General features: G+C 66.6%; 11 protein-coding genes. 4 read left to right on the top strand and 7 right to left on the bottom strand.

Annotated elements, in window-relative coordinates:
* Positions 1 to 12 precede the first annotated feature (12 nt).
* From HOV91_RS20285 to HOV91_RS20275, 3 genes are read right to left on the bottom strand one after another with little or no spacing between them, the layout of a single operon-like run.
* The gene (locus tag HOV91_RS20285) at positions 13 to 3,813 is read right to left on the bottom strand and encodes a hypothetical protein (protein WP_174186985.1); all 3,801 of its coding nucleotides are present in this window, start codon (positions 3,811 to 3,813) and stop codon (positions 13 to 15) included.
* Positions 3,810 to 6,149 carry a hypothetical protein gene (locus HOV91_RS20280; protein ID WP_174186984.1) on the bottom strand — a complete coding sequence of 780 codons (2,340 nt, stop codon included), beginning with the start codon at positions 6,147 to 6,149 and terminating at the stop codon, positions 3,810 to 3,812. Before HOV91_RS20280 ends, HOV91_RS20285 begins: the two co-directional genes overlap by 4 nt.
* The gene (locus tag HOV91_RS20275; protein WP_174186983.1) at positions 6,146 to 10,159 is read right to left on the bottom strand and encodes a DUF6603 domain-containing protein; all 4,014 of its coding nucleotides are present in this window, start codon (positions 10,157 to 10,159) and stop codon (positions 6,146 to 6,148) included. The genes HOV91_RS20280 and HOV91_RS20275 overlap by 4 nt, the downstream gene beginning before the upstream one ends.
* A 660-nt stretch (positions 10,160 to 10,819) precedes the next feature.
* Here HOV91_RS20275 and HOV91_RS20270 point away from each other — a divergent pair.
* Positions 10,820 to 11,077: a DUF2798 domain-containing protein gene (locus HOV91_RS20270; protein ID WP_174186982.1), complete on the top strand. Its 258-nt coding sequence runs from the start codon at positions 10,820 to 10,822 to the stop codon at positions 11,075 to 11,077.
* A gap of 243 nt (positions 11,078 to 11,320) precedes the next feature.
* Complete coding sequence (locus HOV91_RS20265) at positions 11,321 to 12,205, top strand: hypothetical protein (protein WP_174186981.1); 885 nt, start codon at positions 11,321 to 11,323, stop codon at positions 12,203 to 12,205.
* A gap of 99 nt (positions 12,206 to 12,304) precedes the next feature.
* Here HOV91_RS20265 and HOV91_RS20260 read toward each other — a convergent pair whose 3' ends face one another.
* Positions 12,305 to 13,312 (bottom strand): DUF6630 family protein, encoded by a 1,008-nt coding sequence (locus tag HOV91_RS20260; protein WP_174186980.1) that lies wholly within the window; start codon positions 13,310 to 13,312, stop codon positions 12,305 to 12,307.
* A gap of 412 nt (positions 13,313 to 13,724) precedes the next feature.
* On the opposite strand from HOV91_RS20260, the gene HOV91_RS20255 reads away from it, so the two are divergent.
* Positions 13,725 to 14,483 (top strand): hypothetical protein, encoded by a 759-nt coding sequence (locus HOV91_RS20255; RefSeq protein WP_174186979.1) that lies wholly within the window; start codon positions 13,725 to 13,727, stop codon positions 14,481 to 14,483.
* 569 nt (positions 14,484 to 15,052) lie between these two features.
* Here HOV91_RS20255 and HOV91_RS20250 read toward each other — a convergent pair.
* The 3 genes from HOV91_RS20250 to HOV91_RS20240 form a co-directional block, all read right to left on the bottom strand.
* Positions 15,053 to 15,691 (bottom strand): hypothetical protein, encoded by a 639-nt coding sequence (locus HOV91_RS20250; protein WP_174186977.1) that lies wholly within the window; start codon positions 15,689 to 15,691, stop codon positions 15,053 to 15,055.
* Positions 15,692 to 16,025: 334 nt separating this feature from the next.
* On the bottom strand, positions 16,026 to 18,005 hold the full coding sequence (locus HOV91_RS20245) for a WD40 repeat domain-containing protein (RefSeq protein ID WP_174186976.1): 1,980 nt from the start codon (positions 18,003 to 18,005) through the stop codon (positions 16,026 to 16,028).
* Positions 18,006 to 18,317, bottom strand: a complete 312-nt coding sequence (locus HOV91_RS20240; RefSeq protein ID WP_174186975.1) for an effector-associated constant component EACC1 — start codon at positions 18,315 to 18,317, stop codon at positions 18,006 to 18,008.
* 574 nt (positions 18,318 to 18,891) lie between these two features.
* Between HOV91_RS20240 and HOV91_RS20235 the strand changes: the two genes are divergently transcribed.
* On the top strand, positions 18,892 to 19,775 hold an 884-nt coding region (locus HOV91_RS20235; RefSeq protein ID WP_174186974.1), incomplete at its 3' end, for an FAD-dependent monooxygenase.

Genomic DNA, 19,775 nt, shown 5'->3' with positions numbered 1-19,775 from the left:
GCGCCCTTCTTCTCAGGTGGGGTCGGGGTTGTCGTCGAGGTTGGTGGTGAACCGGAGCAGGCCGTCTTGGAGTGTCGTGGGGTCGTCCGGGAACTGGGCGTTCGGTGTCGTCGGTGCCAGCGTGTAGGAGGTCCAAGGGGTGTGCCCCGGCGCGGGATGCAACCAGGTCCAGCCGCCGTGCTTTTCGGCGGGCCGTGGGAAGGTGATGGATCCGTCACCCGTGCCTTGACCGTGGCAGGTGGTGAGGATGGGCCCGAAGCGGAACAGGGCCTCGATATGGGCGAGCGGAGTATCTCGATGGTCGGCCGCGACGGCGACCTCGGCGGTGGGCGTGATGCCGGTGACGGCGTGCACGCTCGCATGCGGGTCCATCAGCAGCAGGAGCGCGGTCGGAGCCGGGTCGCCGAAGGTCAGTTGGAGGTAGTTGGCGTTCGATGGCGCCTCGCCGGGCCCCAGCGGGCCGATCTGGGTGACGAAGTCCTGCCGGTCGTCGGGTGCGGTCACGCTGTTGAACCGGTCGAATTGATAAGCGCCGGGCCGGTCGGCGGTGAAATAACCGATGAGGCCGTCGTCACGGGCATGCTGGTCGCCCAGCCGGACCGCGAACTGGTAGGCGGTGAATTGCGGCTGTGGCGGTTCGAGGGTTGCGGCCCAGCCGGTGTCGAACAGCGGCGGACCGTCCAGGCACAGTCGAAGTTGCGCGGGTACGAGCGCCAGCGGCCGTCCGATGAGGACCGACAGGTTCTTGTCGGCGCGGGCACCGAGCGGGTCGGTGGTCCACAAGGTGGAGTCGATCGCATCGAGGAAGGCCGTGAAGTTCGCCGCGGCGGCGAGCCGTGAGGAGCGGAGGAGCCCGGCCACGACCGGTGCCCGCGCGGCTACCTCGTCGAGACCGGTGATGGTGCCGTCGGGTGGCGGTTCCCACTGTCCGATTTGCCCGTCGCGGGTGCTGACCAGCCGGTAGGTGCCCAGCAGTAAGCCGGTGGGGTCGTAGAGCAACAAGCTGCGGTCGAGGTGGTTGGGTAACAGCCACCCACCGATCGGGCTGGCCTCGGCCCCGGTGCCGACGATGCGGCGGGCGGTCATACCGTCGAGCAGATCGAAGTCCAGCCGCGCCGGTTGCAGGGGACGCGGCGTCAACTGGGCCACGGCCGCGACCTTCGGGGCGAGCGAGGTCGCGGGGGCGAAGGCATCATCGACGACCAGCGGAAAGTTCCGGTGATCGTGCAGCCCACCGTATTCGGTGTCGGAGTTTACGACGTCGAGCACCCGGCCGAACTTGTCGTAGAGAAACAGCTGCGACAGGTAGATCTGCCCTTGCCGGATCTCCTGGAACTTCGGGTCGCTTCCGGCGGGCAGGTACGGGACGCTGTGGACCCGGTCGAGGTAGCGGGCGGGCAGGCTGTTCTCGGTCGCGGCGTCCGAATATCCGGCGAGCCCGGCGATGTGGGGGAAGTCCTCGTCGTTGGGTGTCGGGCGGCGGGAGGCGCGGATATCGCGGGCGGCGAGGCGTTCGTTGAACCCGGTCAGTTCCTGGGCCAGGAAATTCCAGTCGCCGATATCGGCCAGCCACCCGTCCAACCGGTCGGCCTGATCGGGAGTGCCGTGGTCGGCCACGTACTTCTCCAGGCGGTCGGCGAACAGGGACCGGGGGTGCGGGCTCAGGCCCGAGATCCCGCCGATCTCGACGATGTCGTCCAGGGAGTACCGCAACTGGGTGGCACCGGGGGTGAAGCGGTAGTCGGTGCCGTCGAAACTCCAACAGCGCTGGGCGCCGACGCTGTAGGGGATGGGGAGATAGGCCGCCTTCCATTCCATGAACACCGGCTGCCAGGGCTGACTCCAAGGTGTCAGGCCCAGGGCGGGCAGGGTGCCGGTGTAGTCGTCGGTCCGGTGCGCGGTGAGGGTCGCGCTCACGTCGTCGGCGGGCAGGCCCGTGGCGGTTGCCAGGGCGGCGGCATTGTCTGGATCGAGCAGGAAGAATTCGGCGAGCAACGCACCCAGCAGGTCCGGAAACGAGGCGCTGGTGGGGATTTCGGGCATCGGTGCGTGACCGGGGGTGACGGTGATCGGTGTGCCGTCTATCGTGACGGCGGCGATCAGGCTGGAGGTGTCGGCGGTGACCGGCCGCACCGGCAGCGGCTGGTCGGCGTCGGCGGTGTCCGGGGGAGGCAGCACCCCTGACAGGGTGACGACCGGATTGTTGCTCTGCCAGAAGGGATTTGCGGGTATCGCCTTGAGGGTGGCACCCTGCGGCAGACCCTTGGCTGCGGCGAAGGCGGTGATCGAGGTCTGCAGCGCGTCCTGTGCTTCGGCAGGCGTGCCGCCGGGGTCGGGCTGGGGCACCTTGGCGGCCTGGTCGCGGACCGCGGCGGTCTTGTGGCGCACCCGCTGGGCCAGGGAACCGTCGATGCCAGGGTCGAGATGGGCCTGCATTTGCTGCTGGTCGGGTGCGTCGCCCGGCGGGACGAGCAGATTGGCGTAGATGCCGTTCTTGAGCCACAGCGCGTTCAATCGCCATTGCAGCGAGGTCAATTCGCCGAGCTGCGTGTCCAGGTCGCGCTGATCGGTGTTGAGAATGTCGAGCCACACCGGTGCGGTGAACGACTGCGGGGCGTCGTTCGCGGCAGGCGGGGGTGTCACGGTCCAACGGTGGCCGCCCGCGGAGGCGGCGAACCATCCGCCGTGGATGCGGCGTCGAATCCGGGCGTCACCGCCCTTCTCGTCGGCCAGCGGCAGCAGACCGTGCAGGAAGGCCCGCAGCAACTGCATGTCGGCGGCGGTGGGTGAGTGACCGGCGACCGCCAGCGCGCGACCGGATAGTGCCGCGAAGGCGTCCTCGGTGGTGTTGGCGATGGCGACGTCGATCCTGCCGTCCTCGCGGATGCGGCGCAGCGGGTCGTCGGACGGCGCGGTGGTGGCGTCGGGGTCCCAGGCGACGGATAGCACCTGGCCGGTGTAAAGGCTGCGGGTGGCCGGTTCGACCGCGCCGTCGTGGCGGGGGTCTCCGGTCAGGCGCGGATCCTGCCAGCCCAGGTGCGCGAGCACCTCGGCGTAGGAGGTGCCGGAAGGCGGGGCCAGCACATCAGCGTCGGGGTGGGAGTACCAGCCGACGAGGTGATAGCCGAGGGTTGCCGCGTCGGCGAGGTCGGTGAGGTCGTCGATGAAGGAGATGACGTTGTTGTTGTGCGGGACGTAGGTGGGGAAATACGGGTCACCCGGACCCATAGCGGTCAGGAACAGCCGATCGTCACCCGCGCGTTCGGACCACGCCCCGGGGGTGTCGGCGGAAAAGGCGAGCCCGATGGGCAGCTGGTAGAAGCCCGGTTCCGGCTTGCGTGGTTTGACCTGATTGCGGTACGGGTCGGCGCTGGCCTTCCAGGCGTCGACGGTGTTCTGGTCGACCAGGAAGTCGCTGGAGTGCACCGCGTCGTGTCCTTGCCGGCGGGCGTAGGTGCTGTGCGGGCAGTCGCTTTCGATCACCCATGCCTTTACCCGGCGGTCGGGGGTCCCGCTGAAACGGGTGAGCAGCCAGCGGTTGGGGACCAGCGGGTACCGCAGCCGCCCGGTGCGCGGGTCCTGCGTACCGTGACGTAGCCCGCGTGGCAGTGTCCAGTGCAGATGGACTCCCGGCGCGGCGAATTGCGAATCCTCGATCTGCCGGTCGCCTGCGTCGGGTTCGGGACTGGCGTAGTCCTCCAGAGCTCGGTAGGTCCGCGGCCAGATGCGAAAGGTGTTCTCGCCCACGACGGCCGAGGTGATCACGAGGGCGTCGAGGGCGATCGGGACGACGAGGGTAGGGCGCATGGTCACCGGCCTTTCGTCTGATCGGCGGGGCCGGTGAAGCGGATCGCCTCGGGAACCCTGACCATCTGCAGGGCCAGATCGGCCGGGGTGATCGGGCCGACGGAGGTCCCGTGCGCGGCGTCGAGGGCCCGGCCGAGAGCGGCCACCAGCGAACTCGGCGCCAGCACACGGCAGCCGTCGTCGCCACGTAGATGGTCGAGCACCGGGAAGGTGATCTCCGGGTCGAACGGCGCCCCCAGTTGCAGGTCGTGCGCCCGCAGGTTGCGCAGCGGGATGAGGCCCTCGTCGTCGACGCCGAACCGGAACCCTTCCTGCGGTTCGGCCAGCTCGACCGTCTGCGGGATCCCGTCGAACAAGCACAGCAGCACGGTCGGTGACAGATGGTCCAGCCGCAGTATCCGCAGCAGCCCGCCCGCTGGATCGTAGCCTCGCACAGCGAGATTCGGCCATCCGGACACGATCGCCGATCGCAGCAGGAAGCCCGAGATCTGTTGTGCCGCCGCTGTTTCTTCGTCAGAACAGGGACGTGACTCGGCGGCTCGCAGCGTGTCGCGATGGGTGGTGGCCTGCGTGGCTGCCGCAGCACGGACCGCGGCGCCGATGATCTGGTCCTGGACGGTGTCACGGCTCGACTGCGCACCGACGCTCAACGCTCCCGAGACCAGCGCGTCCAGCCACGTGTGATCGATGTGGAAGAAGCGCAACGACTCGGGCGGCAGCATCCGTTCATCGGGGACCAGGTGGGTGAACGGAATGCCGTGCAGCAGTAGCCGTTGTGCAAGCCAGGTCACGACCGGGGCGAGTTCGTCGGCGAGCGGGGCCTCGCGCAGCGCTTGGTCCAGCGCGGCCCGGGTGTCGGCGGAGCGGAGGAATTCCGCCAGTGCCTGTGCCGGATCGCTCGGCGGCGCATCGGGGGTGGGCGGCGACCACGGCTGCGACGGCGCGGGCGCCGGCGCACCCAGCACAGCGAGCAGTCGGCCGTCGAGCATCGCGCCGAACGCCGCGCGCGCTGACGTGACCCCCGAGTGCCTGTCATCCGCGTCCGGGAGGTGGGTGCTGATCTCCCGGTGGTGCAGGGTGTCGACCAGCGTCCGCGCCGCACGTTTGAAACTCGTCAGCTGTTGGGCGAATGCCGAATCGGCGACGGCGAGCGCTCGGCCGGTCTCGAACGCGGTCGCGAGCGACAGATCGAAACTTCCCCAGACCGGGTCGTAGCCGATGAGGGCGTCCGCTGTGGTGGCGGTGATCGCCTGGGGCGTGCCGACCGGCACGACTGGCGTGCATGGGCCGCGGTACCAGCCGTAGGTATTTTCACCGGACCGGGTCACATACGGCAGCGGGGCGTAGCCGTCGTCGATCCGCCGTGCCACCTGGCCTCGCGCGTCGGTGGTATTCGTCTGCGGGTAGGGGTTGGGCAGCCGCAACCACATCTGCTCGCGCGCGGCCGATGTGCCCGAGCGCGGGTCGTGGGCGAGCCCCTCGGCGAGTTCGCGAAAGTCGATCCTGCGGTCGGCCTGACACCAGAACGTCCAACTGCACAACGACAGCAGCGCCACCGACGTGTGACCACCGAAGTCGGCATCCTCGGTCAGAATCTGCTGGTGGCCTTCCAACGAGACCAGGTGCGCGATGTTCTTGACCGCGTCGGCGGACCCCGGCGGGCCCACAGCCGGGAAGCGGCCCGCGACGACCACGGAGAACAATCCGTCCTCTTGGATACCCAGGATGGGTCGGTCGCCAGTATTGGCGCCACGGCAGTGGGTCAGCCAGCGCGCCTCGTCCAGCCGGGGCACGACCGCCCGGAACGCCTCCGCCGTGAGCTGGATGTAGCGGCACGGCGCGTCCGGCGCGATGTCGGACTCCAGGACCAGAGCCGGTTTGCGCACCGCCGGGTCAGAGGCTAGAAAATCCCGCACGATCCCGGAGAGCGCCCGGGTCGGGTCCGCGGTGGCACCGACGAGTTGGTCGTCGGTCAACACCAGCAGCGCCAGCCACGGAGTGCCTGGCGCGGCGTCCATGTCGCGTTCCCACGGCAGCATGGGGTCACCGAGCACCACATGGGGCAGGACCTCGGCGAATCGTCCGGTGCCGCCGTCCGGCGGCTGGGTGGCGAGCACCGCGCCGGTGTCGATCGCCACCTGGGGGCCCCGGATGGTGAACTGCTGCACCGCTCGCAACGCCCCGTCCGTGATGATCGACCGCCCGTCCGGACCCGCCTGCAAGTCGTGGGTGACCTCGACGGTGTAGTCGCCGGCCGTCACGCCGGGCAGGTAGTTGTCGTGCAGTTCGATATCGCCGACCGGGATGGAGTCGCGCGCGGGATGGGCCGGGCTCGAACTCATGTCGGGTTACCCGCTTTCCGGATCATCGGCGCCTGGCTGTAGAGGTGACCCACGCCGGAGGCCAATTCCGCCAGTCCGTCGCTGGGACCGGTGAGCAGTCCGGCGTCGGCGAGCGCCGCGAACACCTGCTCGCGTCGGCTTCGCACCGGATCGGTGTCGACGTCGCCGATCAACCGCACGGCGGCTGGATCGGGTGTAAAGACGTGGTCGCTGTTCGGTTCGGGATGCAGTGGCAACGGCGACAGACCGGGTGGGATCTCCTCGGCGTCATACGCGCTCAGCGGGAAGACCCCGCGCGAGGCCGCCAGCACCGGCCGGGGCGCCTGCACCGCGCAACCGACCAGCAGATCCGCAACCGTGTCAGCGCTGGGTTCCGCGGGCCGGTGGCTGAACGGAACCGGCGGGGCGCCCCACAGCGACGCGGCCAGATTCTGTCTTCGAGCGGTGACCGTCCAGCCCTCGACGGGCCGGTCCCCGTGCCGCACGCTCAGCCGGTGCATCCCCGCCAGGCCGGTCTGATTCATAGGCCGGACGTCGATGTCGGCGCCGGTCTCCACCAGTTCGTCGCCCATCCGCAGCTGGCTGGCGGGAATCGCGGATCCGGTGACGAAACGCAGGTCCCGGGCGCGCATCAGCCACCGCCGGCCGCCGCTGCTGGGCTCACCCGCGCCGATGTCCGGCACCGTGGTATCCAGACCGCTCACCGGGGTGAGGGTGACCACCTGCTCGCGCTTGGGCAGCATGCCCGCGAGTTGCGCCCAGTCCAGCGGTGTGGTCTGCCCCTGGTCGGGATCGGCGCCGAAGCCGATGGTGACGGTGAAGACGACCAGGTGCACGGTCACCGAACCGCCGGTCGGCGGCCCCCACAGGGTGAGCCTGGCCCCGACCGTGACGCTGAGCGTCCCATGGCAGAACAACGCGTCGACGCGGACCGACGCACCGATGGACACCCCGATCTCGGCGATGAAGCTGAACGGGTGCCAGGACACCAGGAGATCGGCGTGAGCGGTGAACCAGGCCCGGACCGGCCCCTCGTGGAAGACGACATCCAGCCTGGCGCCTGCCATCGCGCACGACGGTGTCACGGCCAAATAGGCTTCGGCGGCGACCGACACCGCGGTGCTCGGTGCCCATCTGATACCCAGCCGGGGCACGACGGGGTAGTAGGACGGGCGGTCGAATCTCGGGTGGTAGCCGCCGAGCGTGACGACGAACTGCCCGGCGTTCGGATTGGACCCGAACCACACCGCGGCGGCGAATCCGCCGGTCAGATGGCAGTCTTTCACCAGCACATAGGAGGCGTCGGAAAGCTGGGCCTGCGCCGTCAGGGTGCCCTGGGCGGGGCGCAGAGACGCCTGCAGTCCCAGCTCGGCATAGACGTAGGTGTGCGGTGACTGGCCGGCCAGCGGAAGTTGCAGCGTCGCGGTGCCCAGCAGAGTGAAGATCAGTTCGTGGCCGAACTCCGCCACGAGCATCAGTTTGGTCTTCACCACCTCGAACAGAGTGAGCTCCGCCCCGACGCCCAGCCAGTAACTGCCTTTGCTCGGCGGAATCCATTGCCGCGCTGGACTTCCCGGCGCGGCTTGGGCGCGGCCCTCCAGAACGTCGAGGACGTGGGTGGGCTCCTGACCCTGTCCGTTGAGGGCGAGCAGCGGGAAGTTCGGCACTTCTCGCGCGGTGGGAACGACCAGCTCGCGATTGAACCCGAACCCAGCCATCAGCGCGCTGACCACCACCGGCGGCTCGCCCAGCTCGGCGTTCAGTTGAGCGAAGATGAACAGCGAAGGATCCCCGCCGGTCAGCTGGGCATACGAGCCGATCGCGGCAAGAGCGAAAGACTTGCCGGCGATGACCGCAGTGCCGTCGTACTGGAACTCGATCCCGGCGGCCGGGTTCGGAACATGCAGCAGGCCACCGGAAATCGTCAGCGACGGAGTGTCGACGGCCACGCCCAGCCCGGACAGGCTGAAGGTCGGGACGAACTTGTCCAGCGGTGAGCCGACCGCCAGGCCGTCGAACGACAACTTCAGCGGCCCCAGAGTGACCGCGGCGTCGAGCGCGAACATCAGCGCGTTGTCCTGGTAGAGCATGCCCACGCGGTTGACGTGCAGCACGCCGAGCTGCTTCTGCACCTGTAGCCACACGCTCGTCGTGCTCTGCGGTGCGGGGGTATTCGGGGTGGCCGGACCCGATCCGGGCGGGTCGGTGGGCATATCGGGCGTCGGTGCAGCGGACGAGGGTGTACCGGAGGGCGAGCGTTGGGACGATGCGGCGGGTAAGCCCAGCGCCACCGGTGTCCGGTTCGCACCGATCCGCAGCACCGCCTGCACGGCGAGGCCCTTGGTCAGGCCCCCGCTCGGCAGCGGCACCACCTTGGCGCGAGCGAGCAGCGCGTCGAGCGCCGCGCTGGTCGTGGCATCGATAGCCGCGGTACTGTAGAGGATCTGGAGGTTGTCCACCCCGAGAGTGCCCACCTCGGACAGGAACCCCCCGATCAATGGCAGCTGGCCGAGATCGATACCGGCCGACAGGTCGAAACCTACCGCGAATACCGCAGGCCCGGCGGCCGGCTTCACCCGCACGAACTTGGCATCGGTCAACCCGACCCGCAAGCTCTCGGGAATATCCGCCGCCAGATCGGTGGATACGGCGGCTACCCACTCCCGCAACGCGACTGCGCCGCCGTCGGCATTGCGATAGGTGGCGACGAAAGCGTCTATGCCGCGCTCGGCATCGAAGAAGAGGTCCAACTCCAGCTCGCCCACCGACAGCGATCCCTCATACCGCGTACCGGTCTCGTCGCGAGTGATGGCGATGCCGACCGATGCCGTGATGCCGTCGGCGATCTCCAGTTCGCCCCGGCAACTGGCGGCGAATCGGCCGCTGCCGGTGGTGTAGGAAAACCAAAGACTGCTCAGCGCGAGGGTTTCCACCGGCTTGGGCGCTCCGGTCAGACCCATATGCTCGAGCAGCGCACCCATCGTGAGTTCGTCGTTGGCCGGTATCCCACCTTCGAAGGTCCAGCCGCCGGCGGCACCGGAGGACTTCGCCGCGCTGATGGCGACGGGAACCGATCCGAGCCTCGCTGTGCCCGAGAACCGGGCCACGAACTTCTCGAAGGTGTTGTAGGCGATCGAAGCCGACACATCCTGCAGAGTGAAGTGGCCGATGGACCAATCTCCGGTGAGCGTCGTCGTGATCCGATAGGTGTCGCCGAGGCCGACGGCGAAGTTCAACTGGGCGACGGTCAGGTCGGTCGGCACATGGGTGACCGGGAGGCCGAAGGAGCCCAGCAACTGCGCGACGCCGATCGGTTCGTGCTCGTGCAGGCCGCCGGTGAGATAAAGGTCGGGCAACCACAATTCGACGTCCAAGACGAAATCGCGCAGCGTGAATGCGGTGGCCACCGCCGCGGACGTCACCACATAGCCGACCGGTTCGGCCGACAAGTCCTTCCCGAGGCGATAGTCGAAACCGGTGACCTGTCCGAGTGCGCGCTCCAGCCCGAGGTCCGCCAGTCCGCTCTCGACCGCGCGCCACGCATCGTTCCCGGCCAGCGTCCCCACGAGCGTGTCGACTGTGAACGCGCCGGCATTCTGTGACCGCACCGCTGCGGTCAGGCCGCCGGACTTGTCCGTGTTCAGCGTGACCACCACCGCGATTCCGTCGAACCGACCGTCGAGAGTGACCGTGACCTCGCCCCGGCGAGAAACCGTCACAGTCGCAGCCTGCACAGTGGTGGCCACCATGGCGTCGGCAGGCCAGGCCTGCGCGGCGCAGGTGAGGACCAGTGTCAACTCGGCACGGCCCTGGTCGATCTGCGGTCGCCCGGAGCCCGCGATGCCCTCCAGCTTGCGCCCGGGAAAAGTGGCGAGCGTATTCCGCAACCGCTCGGGCAGCGCTGTGTCCGCCCAATCGAGAACCGGTGGGTCGCCGAGCCCGGCCAGATGGGCCGCGAGCACGTCCAAATCGGTCGAGTTCTGGTCGTCGAGTTCCGCCTCACTGCTCACCACTTCTTCGCCCGACACTCGAGCCCGCGAACCTGTCGTTCCCCAACCTGCCCTGGTCCATCCTCGAGGGACGTGATCACGTTTTGACGGAACATCGGGTCGCCGAAATCCGTCTCCCTAGGCCGAGGAGAGCGGGCGCCCGGATCACGAGTGCCCGGGAGAGTCTGTTTGTCGCCGCTGCCCACAGGTAAGTCCTCCCCCCACGTGTGGTGTCGCCTGTCTTGCCGAAGTCTGGATGCGACAGGGCTCGTGTCGGTGTGGTGCACTCGGTCTTACCGTCGGCGCCGCGCTGACGGGGCCGCAGCCGCTACAAAATGAAAAAGCTTGCCGGAGAGAGCATTACACCTCCGATACCAATGTGTTAACCAGTTTGCGCGGTCGTGGGCAGTCCGTCAAGCTGCCTGGAAGGCTGAGGTGTACACACTTTCCCGTACCGCTACACCCGGCGGTCCGGCAACCTGGGCACCCGCCGCATCGGCGCCGGCGCGCGCGTTCGACCTTCGGCGCCGTGCGGCGGCGCGAGCCGGACTTGCCCTGACGGCATGCGGCTGCTTAAGCTCGGGGCCGCGACTTCGCTCGCCGTAAGCGTTCACGTCAACCAACGCACCGGCCCGCCATCAGGCGGCGTCGTTGATTGACGAGACGATTACGGAGCGACCGATGAATTCCGCAAATCCCCAGTCCCGCACCGGCTTCGGCAAGCTGCCCGCCCGCTACACCTCGGTGATCATGCCGATGCTGTTGTCGGTCCTGATGACCTGCATCGTCTCGTTGATCAGCACCCTGATGAGCGACGGCCTCGTGATCGGGGTGTGGTTGCGTTCCTGGGCCGTATCCTGGCCCATCGCCTTCCCGACGCTGTTGCTGGTGTTGCCCGCGGTGCGGCGTATCACCGCGGCGCTGGTGCAAGCACCGTAAGCACAATGCACGGCCGGCCGAGCCGCTGGCGAGGCCGTCGGTGGTGCCTTGCGCAAGCAGCTCGCGGTTGAATTCGGCCAAGGCGGCATATACGTGGAAGACCAGGCGGCAGCCTGGGGTGGTGTCGAGTGCCGCGTGCCGGGATCGGAACCCGATGCCAGGTTTCCGACTACCCGGTCGCGAGCGGGTGCGGACCGCCGGATCAGCAGCTGCCCGGCCAGCATGACTCATTAGGCTGGCCGGGTGCAGTTCACAACGGATGTCGAGCGTGGTGGGTGGCTGCTGGCGCGGGTCGGTGAGCACGGGGTCGGCAGTGTCGCTGGTACCGGTTTCGAGGCTTATGCGCGGATCCTGCATCCGGTCGAGGCGATCCGCCGCGACGTCACGGTCACCGACGAGTGGGGCAATCCGGAGATCGTGGAGGAGGCGATGTGGCCGTGGGCGCAGGTCGCTGTGCGCAACGGCCGAGTGATGCATCCACTTGTGCAGTGGCGCAACCTCACCGACGGTGAGAACGAGGCGGCGATGTCGTTCGACGACGGCTGGGAAGTCGGCCAGAGTGTCGAGGGGTGGTTGGACCCGAGCCTGCTGGCCGCGCTCACTGTCCACCTTCGCGCAGCCACCCAGACACCGGAACAGGTGACGGCGGGAGTGTGGAATGGATTCGGCGAGCTGAACACATCCTCGGGTGCGGTGTTCGTCGCCTCCACCGACGGCGATCCGGGCAACCTCGAGCGCGAGCGAGCTCGCATCGACGCCGAGCTGGCTGCCTCTGTCGCACCGCAGGTCAGGCGGGCGGTCGAGGCAGGGCCTTTCCTGCGGTGGCCGGGACGCGACTTCCTGCTGTTCGACACCGGTCTGTCCGAACTCGCCGACCCCGGCTGGGTGTATGGGGCGGGCTTGGGATGGACGACCGACTTCCCCGGAGTGACGCCCCAGTTGCTCTGGCCCGCCGACCACGCATGGGTCGTGGCCAGCGAAATCGACTTCGACTCCACGATCGTCGCCGGCTCACGGGCTCTGATCGACGCAGTGCTGGCCGACGATCATTTCGAGTCCTTCGAGATCACCGAGGATTCGGATCTGAGCTGGGACGGCGACACCATCAACCCCGCACCGAAGGACTGAGCTGCCGGCGAGACGTGTGCGGTCAGTCTTCGGCCCACGCGCGGATCGCGGCCACCCACCCCCGCCCCAGGGCGGGATTTCCCGGCGCTGAACCATGCGTCAGGCGAGTGGGTCCGGTTCGGTCTCCTCGTGTGCGCCGGGGGTTTTGATTATGGCCGTGATCGTCCCGAGGGCTTCGACCTTCCCGCCGTGGGCTTGAGCCCAGGCTCTGATCGCGGCGCTCTGTTCCGGGCTCATGCGCTGCGTCCAGCAGCCACGCCGTACGCTTTCAGCGCCCATCCTGTGCGCGGTGAGAAGCCGCGAGAGCTCTTGAAACTGGGTCGGCGTCACGAAGACCAGGTAGTAGTCCTCGTCGGAATCCAGCGACGCCAGTACAGTGCCGAGGGCAGACGCGCGCTCACCGATCTCTTCGAGGAACGCTTTGATGTAGTCGGCTCGATGGTAGTCGGCTTGCTCGGCGTCGAAGGCGGCGAACCAATCCCAGGGCAGCGCCGCGGGACAGGACCTCAGCGATGCCAACTGCTCGCGGACAGACTGGGGGTCCTGCTCGCGGTTGATGATCGCCATATCCGCGATCCCGTCCGGAGATTCGGCGTTGCGAATCGATTCGGCGAGACCCGGGGTGAGATGTGCCAGTCGTTGCGCCATGATGGACCGCACGCTGAACTCGAAATCGGATTCCTTCGCAACCGCTTCCCCGCGGTAGATGCCGTCTGCGTCTACCCTGCTCGTATAGTCCTCCCAGCCCAGGTTCGCTTGGTTGATGTTGTTCTCCACGTTCCACAGCTGGTCGGGCACGACTCGGAACGGCTTGGAGTGGTCTTGGTCGTGATCCTGGGGTGGCAGGACCCAGACTGCCAGGATGGGATGCTCGGGGTGGGTGAGGGTGGTCTCGTCGGCGAGGAAGGACACGATCGCCCTGCCCGGTTGCTTCGCCTGGAGCGCTTCGGGGCTCAGGTTTTCGAACTCCGGGTCGTCCACCAGGGTTACATTGGCCAGGAATCCCTCTTTGCTGGGGGTGAGGGTCTCCCGGACCAGAGATCCCCATGCGCTGTCGTCACCGAACCAGGTGCGGACGAGGACTGTTTTGCTTGGTAGGTCTGCCATGTCCGAACCATAACGGCGGGGGCCGACGCACTTCGGTGTCGGTGCAGCGTGTGGTAGACACGCCAGGTCGGTGGGAAATGCCGGGTTCCGACCGTCAGTTCCTCTCGGTATCAACCGTTTTGGACTCGCACTGTGAGAGCGGTGGGCGAGACCGAACGCGGGTCGGGAACATCCGATATCGCCGCATATTGCGTACTGGCGTCGGTTCGAGCCCGCCTCTGATCGTGGGCAAGGCATCGTCTCGACGACCTCAGCTGAGCTTGTAAATGGACCGCGATGAGTACATCAGCATCGTGCGGTCACGCGCCGAACTGAACGAAGAATCCTATACGGAACACATGGTTTGACGACATCGATCGACTGCCGACAGTATGAGCTTGCGGGGAAGGGTGGTGTAAGCCACACTTAGCCGGTGACTGGAGAAGTGAATACGCCAAGCGTCACGAATCCCCTGTGGATCATAGCGTTACTGCTCGGGATCTGCGAACTGACCCTCGGAGCCGCGACAAGTTTGACCTCTGGCTGGATTCAAGGACTGTTCGCGGTATTCATGGTAGGTTACACAACGGCGGTGACCACAGGTTTTTTCTACATGCTCGTCAGCAAAGCGCAGGTCTTCTACTCGCCGAGGGAATATCGCGGCGGTGCAACTGTCGAGGAGTATTCGAGGGCGGTTGCACGTGCACGGGTGGTGGTGAATACTACTGAAGCAGTCATGGCTTCCGTAGAGAGATCGCTTGAACGGACAGCGCTACCAACGGCCAGCGCACACGATATTGTGCAGGAAGCCCGTTTGGAAATCGATCGAAGCTCGATCTTCGTCGATCTATCCACATTTGACCAAAATCTTGGCTCGATCTCTGTCCCGACAGCTGATAATTTCACAGTTGCAGACCTCCTAGACAGTGTCTATTTCTCGCTACCTCTGAAGGTTCCCGCCTACTCATATGGGTCCAATTGGCTTCTGCACCGACCACGTGACGGCAAGACCTTCGAATCATTGGGGACACAGTGGGCAAGAGACTCGGGATATGGAGACCGGGATATGCGGCTGCTCGCCGAGGTGGGGTTTGAGGCCGGTGACCACCTCGAGGCAGTATCTGGACCAGAGATTCGCGCTACAAGACGATTCCGAGGTGTGTCTGCCAGTGAGCCGGGGCCGGTCCAATAACTTGCTCTACCTCGTATATTTCCCACGCCTCGCATCCGCGGCGCGTACGATCGGCGCATTGACCTTTGCCAACGGGTGTTCCGAGCTTGTCGACCTCGGCACGCTGCCACGTCTGTTGCCACTGCTCAATTCGCGTTCATCGGTGATCTTGCACGCTTTGAGCAACGACTCGAGATGCGGCCACACGAGGAACGCCGATCCCTTCACCCAGTTGTAGATCGAGCCGTTCGCCACGTCCGAAAGTTCGGCGAGCGGACCCGCAACTCAGGCCGGAATCGGCCTCTAGCAGTCTCAGCGCCGCCTGCAAGTCGGCGCGGATCTTAGTCCGGATCGGATCGACCGCCACCGTGTCTCCCCCCAGCTGATTGCCGCACCATGAGCGAATGAGTGCGCACCGCGGCGACGCGCCGGGCTTGCGCGCGTCCGTATTTGGCGAGCTCGCTGTCGCGCCATGTCAGGTAGATGCGCCGAGACGCCGAAACCCGCAGTACAGTATAGGTAACGATCGGCGCGCTGAATCACGCTCGAGAACCGATCTGCAAACTAGTACGCCCCGCTTTTGGTGACGATCACGCCGGGGGCGGTCTACCGCCGCACCGATACCCGTCCGCGCGCATCCTCGGCGCGAGGATCTTCGAACGCCAACGCCGCACCTCCGCGCCCACCGCCCTATCCGACCTCACCTGGGCTCGTCCCGCCTGACGGAGGCGAGGAGGGTTCGCATCACCGGGAACTCGCCCTCGCGGATCGTGGGAATCGAGAAGCTGCCTGGCAGCCAGCAGATCTGGATGGCGTCCATACCCGCGATGCTCCATGCACAGCACACTCCGCCGAACGCCTCGGTGAGGCCGACGAACAATGTCCCGCAGATTGTTCGAACGGTAGAACATGAGCGCCATCGACCAGGTCGTGGCGTAGAAGGACATGCAGGCGTAGTCGGGATCCCGCTCGGCCCGGGGCGAGACGATCAGGCGTATCGAGCCGATCGGCGCGAATCCCCGGCTGTCGAACTCGATCGGGTGCAGCCGTCGTTCTCGTATGTCGTCGAGGTAGTCCTGCAGGTCCTCGTCGACGGCCCCCGCGCTGCCGTGGAAGAACAGATCGAGGTCGAGGGCGATCGCACTGCCGAAGGGGACGGGCTCCGGATCGGCCGGTGCCACCGCAATGCTCAGCGGCGTGTTGTCGTTCGGCTGGATTCGGATTCTCATGAGAGTACCGTCTGTCGTGTCGAGATTGCCGGGAGGCAAGATAGATCTCGTACCAGGTGTCGTTCATTCGCGCTCTTCGGTCGCGGTACCGCCGTCTGCGCGAGCTGCGAGCTCGGAAACCAGGGCGGCGACATCGGGGTTCCCGGATGCGATGCCTGCGCTGGACCGCTTGGTCAACGGTCTCGCCGAGGCGCAGGTCAACCCCCGGAGGTCGTGCCGCGGGCCGCGGCTGTCTGGATGACCGGCGAGCTGGTCGGCTAGCTGTGGTCCTGCGCGCCCGCGCGGCGCGCAGGCCTCGGATAGCCGTAGGCACGTCCTCATGGCCGAACTCGAGCTACTGCGCTGGGAGCACTTGCCAGAGTAGTACGGCACCTTTGCCAGAGTTTCCTCCGACGCCGGCAGCGATTTGCGTACCGTCGGGACTGAATGCAACGGAGTACGAGGTCACGGCTTGAGCGTCGAGGGGTTGCCCGATCGGTTGACGCGTAGCGGCATCCCATATCTGGAAGCGGCCGCCAGTAGCGCTTCCCACGAGGCGAGTCCCGTCAGGGCTCAGCGCCACCGGCAATCTTCCACCCGCAAACACGGCATCGATCGATTGACCAACCAGTTGGTAGGTATTCGTGTCCCAGAAGCGGATCTCGCCGTCTTCGTGACCTGTTACAAGCAGGGCACCGTCAGGCCTGTATACCGCGGAGTACAGATTGCCGTTGAAGTTCGGGAGGTGTTCTACGAGCTGATGGGTGGTTAGATCCCAGACCCACAACGAGGTGGTGATTCGAGCACCGTCGGGACTAAAGGCTACTGTTTCAATCGTGCCCGTGTATGGGCCGTACTGGGTGGTGTTGGCGATTTGCCAGAATGCGCTTCCAGCTTTCATGTTCCACAGCAGAACGAAGCCATCGGTGCCTGCCGCCGCGAGGAGGGTGCCGTCAGGACTGAACGCCAGCGACCGTACAGATCCGTCGGTGCTGATGGGTTGAGCAACCTGCTGTCTCGTTTTAACGTCCCAGAGGCGGACTGTGTTGTCGTCGCCTCCGGTGGCCAGCAGGGCACCGTCGGGACTGAACGCCACCGCTCGTGCTTTTTCACTGTGCCCTTTGATGGGCGGTGCCGTTTCCTGCCGGGTTTTCGCATCCCACAACCGGACTGTGCTCTCATTGCTTCCGGTGGCCAGCAGGGCGCCGTCGGGACTGAACGCCACCGTGTAGACCACCTGTGAGTATCTGTCTAGGTCGGCAGTGGAGTCCGGCCACAGCGCGGCCACCGCGCCGGCCCCGGCGGCCAGCAGGGCGGCGCCCCCTATCAATGCACTGCGGCGAGAGATTGGCGAGGTCTGGATGCCGCCGCCGTGACTCGGTGGAGGGTTAGGCCCCCTAGCAGAGCGGATTGTCCAGGGATCCCAGGCCAGTGGATTCGGTGCGGAATGCATTTCGAGTGGTCGAGCGCGGTGCTGCGCGGTCGGAGCCGACGGATTCGGCAAGGGATGGGTCTCGGGGTCGAGCGAGGTGCTAGGCGGATGAAGGACAAGATGTTCGGCTTCCAAGTCGAGTTCTTCGCCAGTGCGGACGGAAGGTGGGGGTTTGCGCGAGAGCGCCAGACGCCCGATCGTGCGGGTGTTGCGTTGTTCGGGACGCGGATATCCCTTGGACGGCAACACTTTCGACAGGTGTTCATGGATCGCGGTGATCGTCAGCAACTCGGCGTCGTCGGCGGGACCGCGGTGCAGGAGCTCCAGCATCTCGCCGGTGTAGGCGGTGAATCGAGCGCTGGCAGGTGCTCGGGAGGGCTGGTTGGCCGGCGATGATGTCAGCGTGCAGGTACCGGCCACCTCGAGTTGGCCGGCCACTGCGGAGCTGACATCGGTCATGAGGTCGATGGCCAAACCCGAGAAGCAACAGTCCAAAATCAACACTCGGTTGTCAGCCTGAGCGCCGGCGAGGGTGTCGCGCAGTATACCGAACGGGAATGCCGTCCACTCCACCATCTCCCGGGCGCTGCGTGTGTTCGGCAGAGACAGATACAGGGAGCCTGCCCGGCCGATCAAACCGTGGCCTGCGTAGTAGACCAGCAGCAGATCCTGTGCCTGTGCGGCGGCGGCGTTCAACGCGCCGCCGATGATGCCGCGGTCGGATTCATCGGACAGTACGACGCAATGCTCCCGAGGCAGTGCTGTTGCCCAGTCACTGGTCAGCACCGCGGCTAAGTCGGTGAGATTGTTACGGACTCCGGGCAGGTCGGGCAGTTCGGGATCGGTGAACGTGCTGGTGCCCAGCAACACCGCCCGCGACCGAGCCGGGTCGGGCAACCGCAACTAGTCCTCCAACGCTTCGCGCAGCAACTTCACCACCTGTTCCTCAGGTAGGTTCTGTGCCGCGATCTTCACCGAACGGTTCCTGCCGCGAGTGATCTCGATATCCACCTTCGGTTTGCGGTGGTTGATCCACACGATCAAAGTCGTCACCAAAGCCGAACCGGCACCGCCGGAGCCGAGCGCGACGATCAGCACATCCGACACCGCGCCCATCTCATCGGGCGCTATCGGCTGTTGTTCGATCGATACCCGACCGCGGAACTCATCCTCCCGCCCCAACCAGGACTCTAGATCGTTCAACTGCGCGCCCACGTCGCGCCCTACCAGCCGAATCCGAGCGTCCATCCCCTGCCTCATTCGCCGTTCAAGCGCACCCCCGGATGCGCGGGATCTGGTGGCAGAAATCATTTCACACGCGGTCGAGATAAGTGGCCGTGTCGTGCAGGTCTCACCCCTTGGTTGCTCAACCATCTCCGGCGGTCACCCGGCGGCGTTGCCAAGCCGAGCCCGATGACGGATGGCAGTATGGGAGCGGCTCCCAGTCCACGGGCGTTCCCAGCGCACGGGATCCTTTCGTGCTTCGTTCGTGTGCCGGATCCTCGGAGTTTCCCGGGATCAGTGCGTCTCGCTAACTCGGCGGGCCGACCGACTGCTCCCTCATGCCGAGTTCTGGGTGTTCGCAGGAGCGTGGACAACGATCTCGGCTGCACCGATGAATTTTGGGTGGATCCGTCGTCGTTACCGCTGGATACACCGACAGCGGTGGGCCTGTGCCGGGACCGTTCCAGCGCGGGCAAGTACACATGGAGGCAATGATGAGCGTCGACGACCCCGCGCAGGAGCAAACGATCCGGACCGTGAGCCGGACGGGTGAGCAGGGGGCGCAGTGAGTGGTGTCAGGGTGTTGGTGGCGGGGGCGAGCATCGCGGGGCCCGCGTTGGCGCATTGGTTGCATCGGCGGGGGGCCTACGTGACCGTGGTGGAGCGGGCCCCAGCGCTGCGTCCGGGAGGGCAGGCGGTGGACGCGCGCGGGGTGGCCAAGGAGGTCATCCGGCGGATGGGGCTGGACGCGGCGGTGCGCGCGGCGCGCACCGAGACCGCTGGCGCGTACACCGTGGACGTGCACGGGACGGTGCTGGAGACCTTTCGCGCGGACGACGACGGCGGCGACGGGTTCATCGCGGAGATCGAGATTCTGCGCGGGGACCTGTCCCGGGTGCTCTATGACGACACCCGCGACGGTGTCGAGTACATCTTCGGCGACCAAATCGCCGAGTTGACCCAGGACTCGGACGGGGTCGACGTGGTCTTCGCGGGCGGCGACCGGCGGCGCTTCGACCTGGTGGTCGGGGCGGACGGGCTGCACTCGGCGCTGCGAGCGATGGTCTTCGGGCCGCGCGAGCGGTTCGTCCGCCATCTCGGTCTCGTGCTGGCTTTCTACAGTGTGCCCAACGAGTTCGGGCTGGACCGCTGGGTGATCGACTGCCAGGAGTCCGGGCGCTCCGCCGGTCTGCGGCCCATCCAGGACGCCACCCGGGCGATGGCCATGTTCTCCTTCGCCGCGGCCGACCTCGACGTCGACTACCGCGACGTCGGGGCCCAGAAGCGCCTACTGCGCGAGCGGATGGCCGGGATGGGTTGGTTGACCCCGCGCATCCTCGCGCACCTGGACGACACCCCGGACTTCTACCTCGACCAGGTCGCCCAGGTGGTGATGGACCGCTGGTCGAGCGGGCGGGTGGGGCTGCTCGACCAGCGGTCCATCACCAC

The organism is Nocardia barduliensis, assembly GCF_013315795.1.
GTDB classification, from domain to species: domain Bacteria; phylum Actinomycetota; class Actinomycetes; order Mycobacteriales; family Mycobacteriaceae; genus Nocardia; species Nocardia barduliensis.
This window is presented reverse-complemented; position numbering and strand designations above follow the sequence as displayed.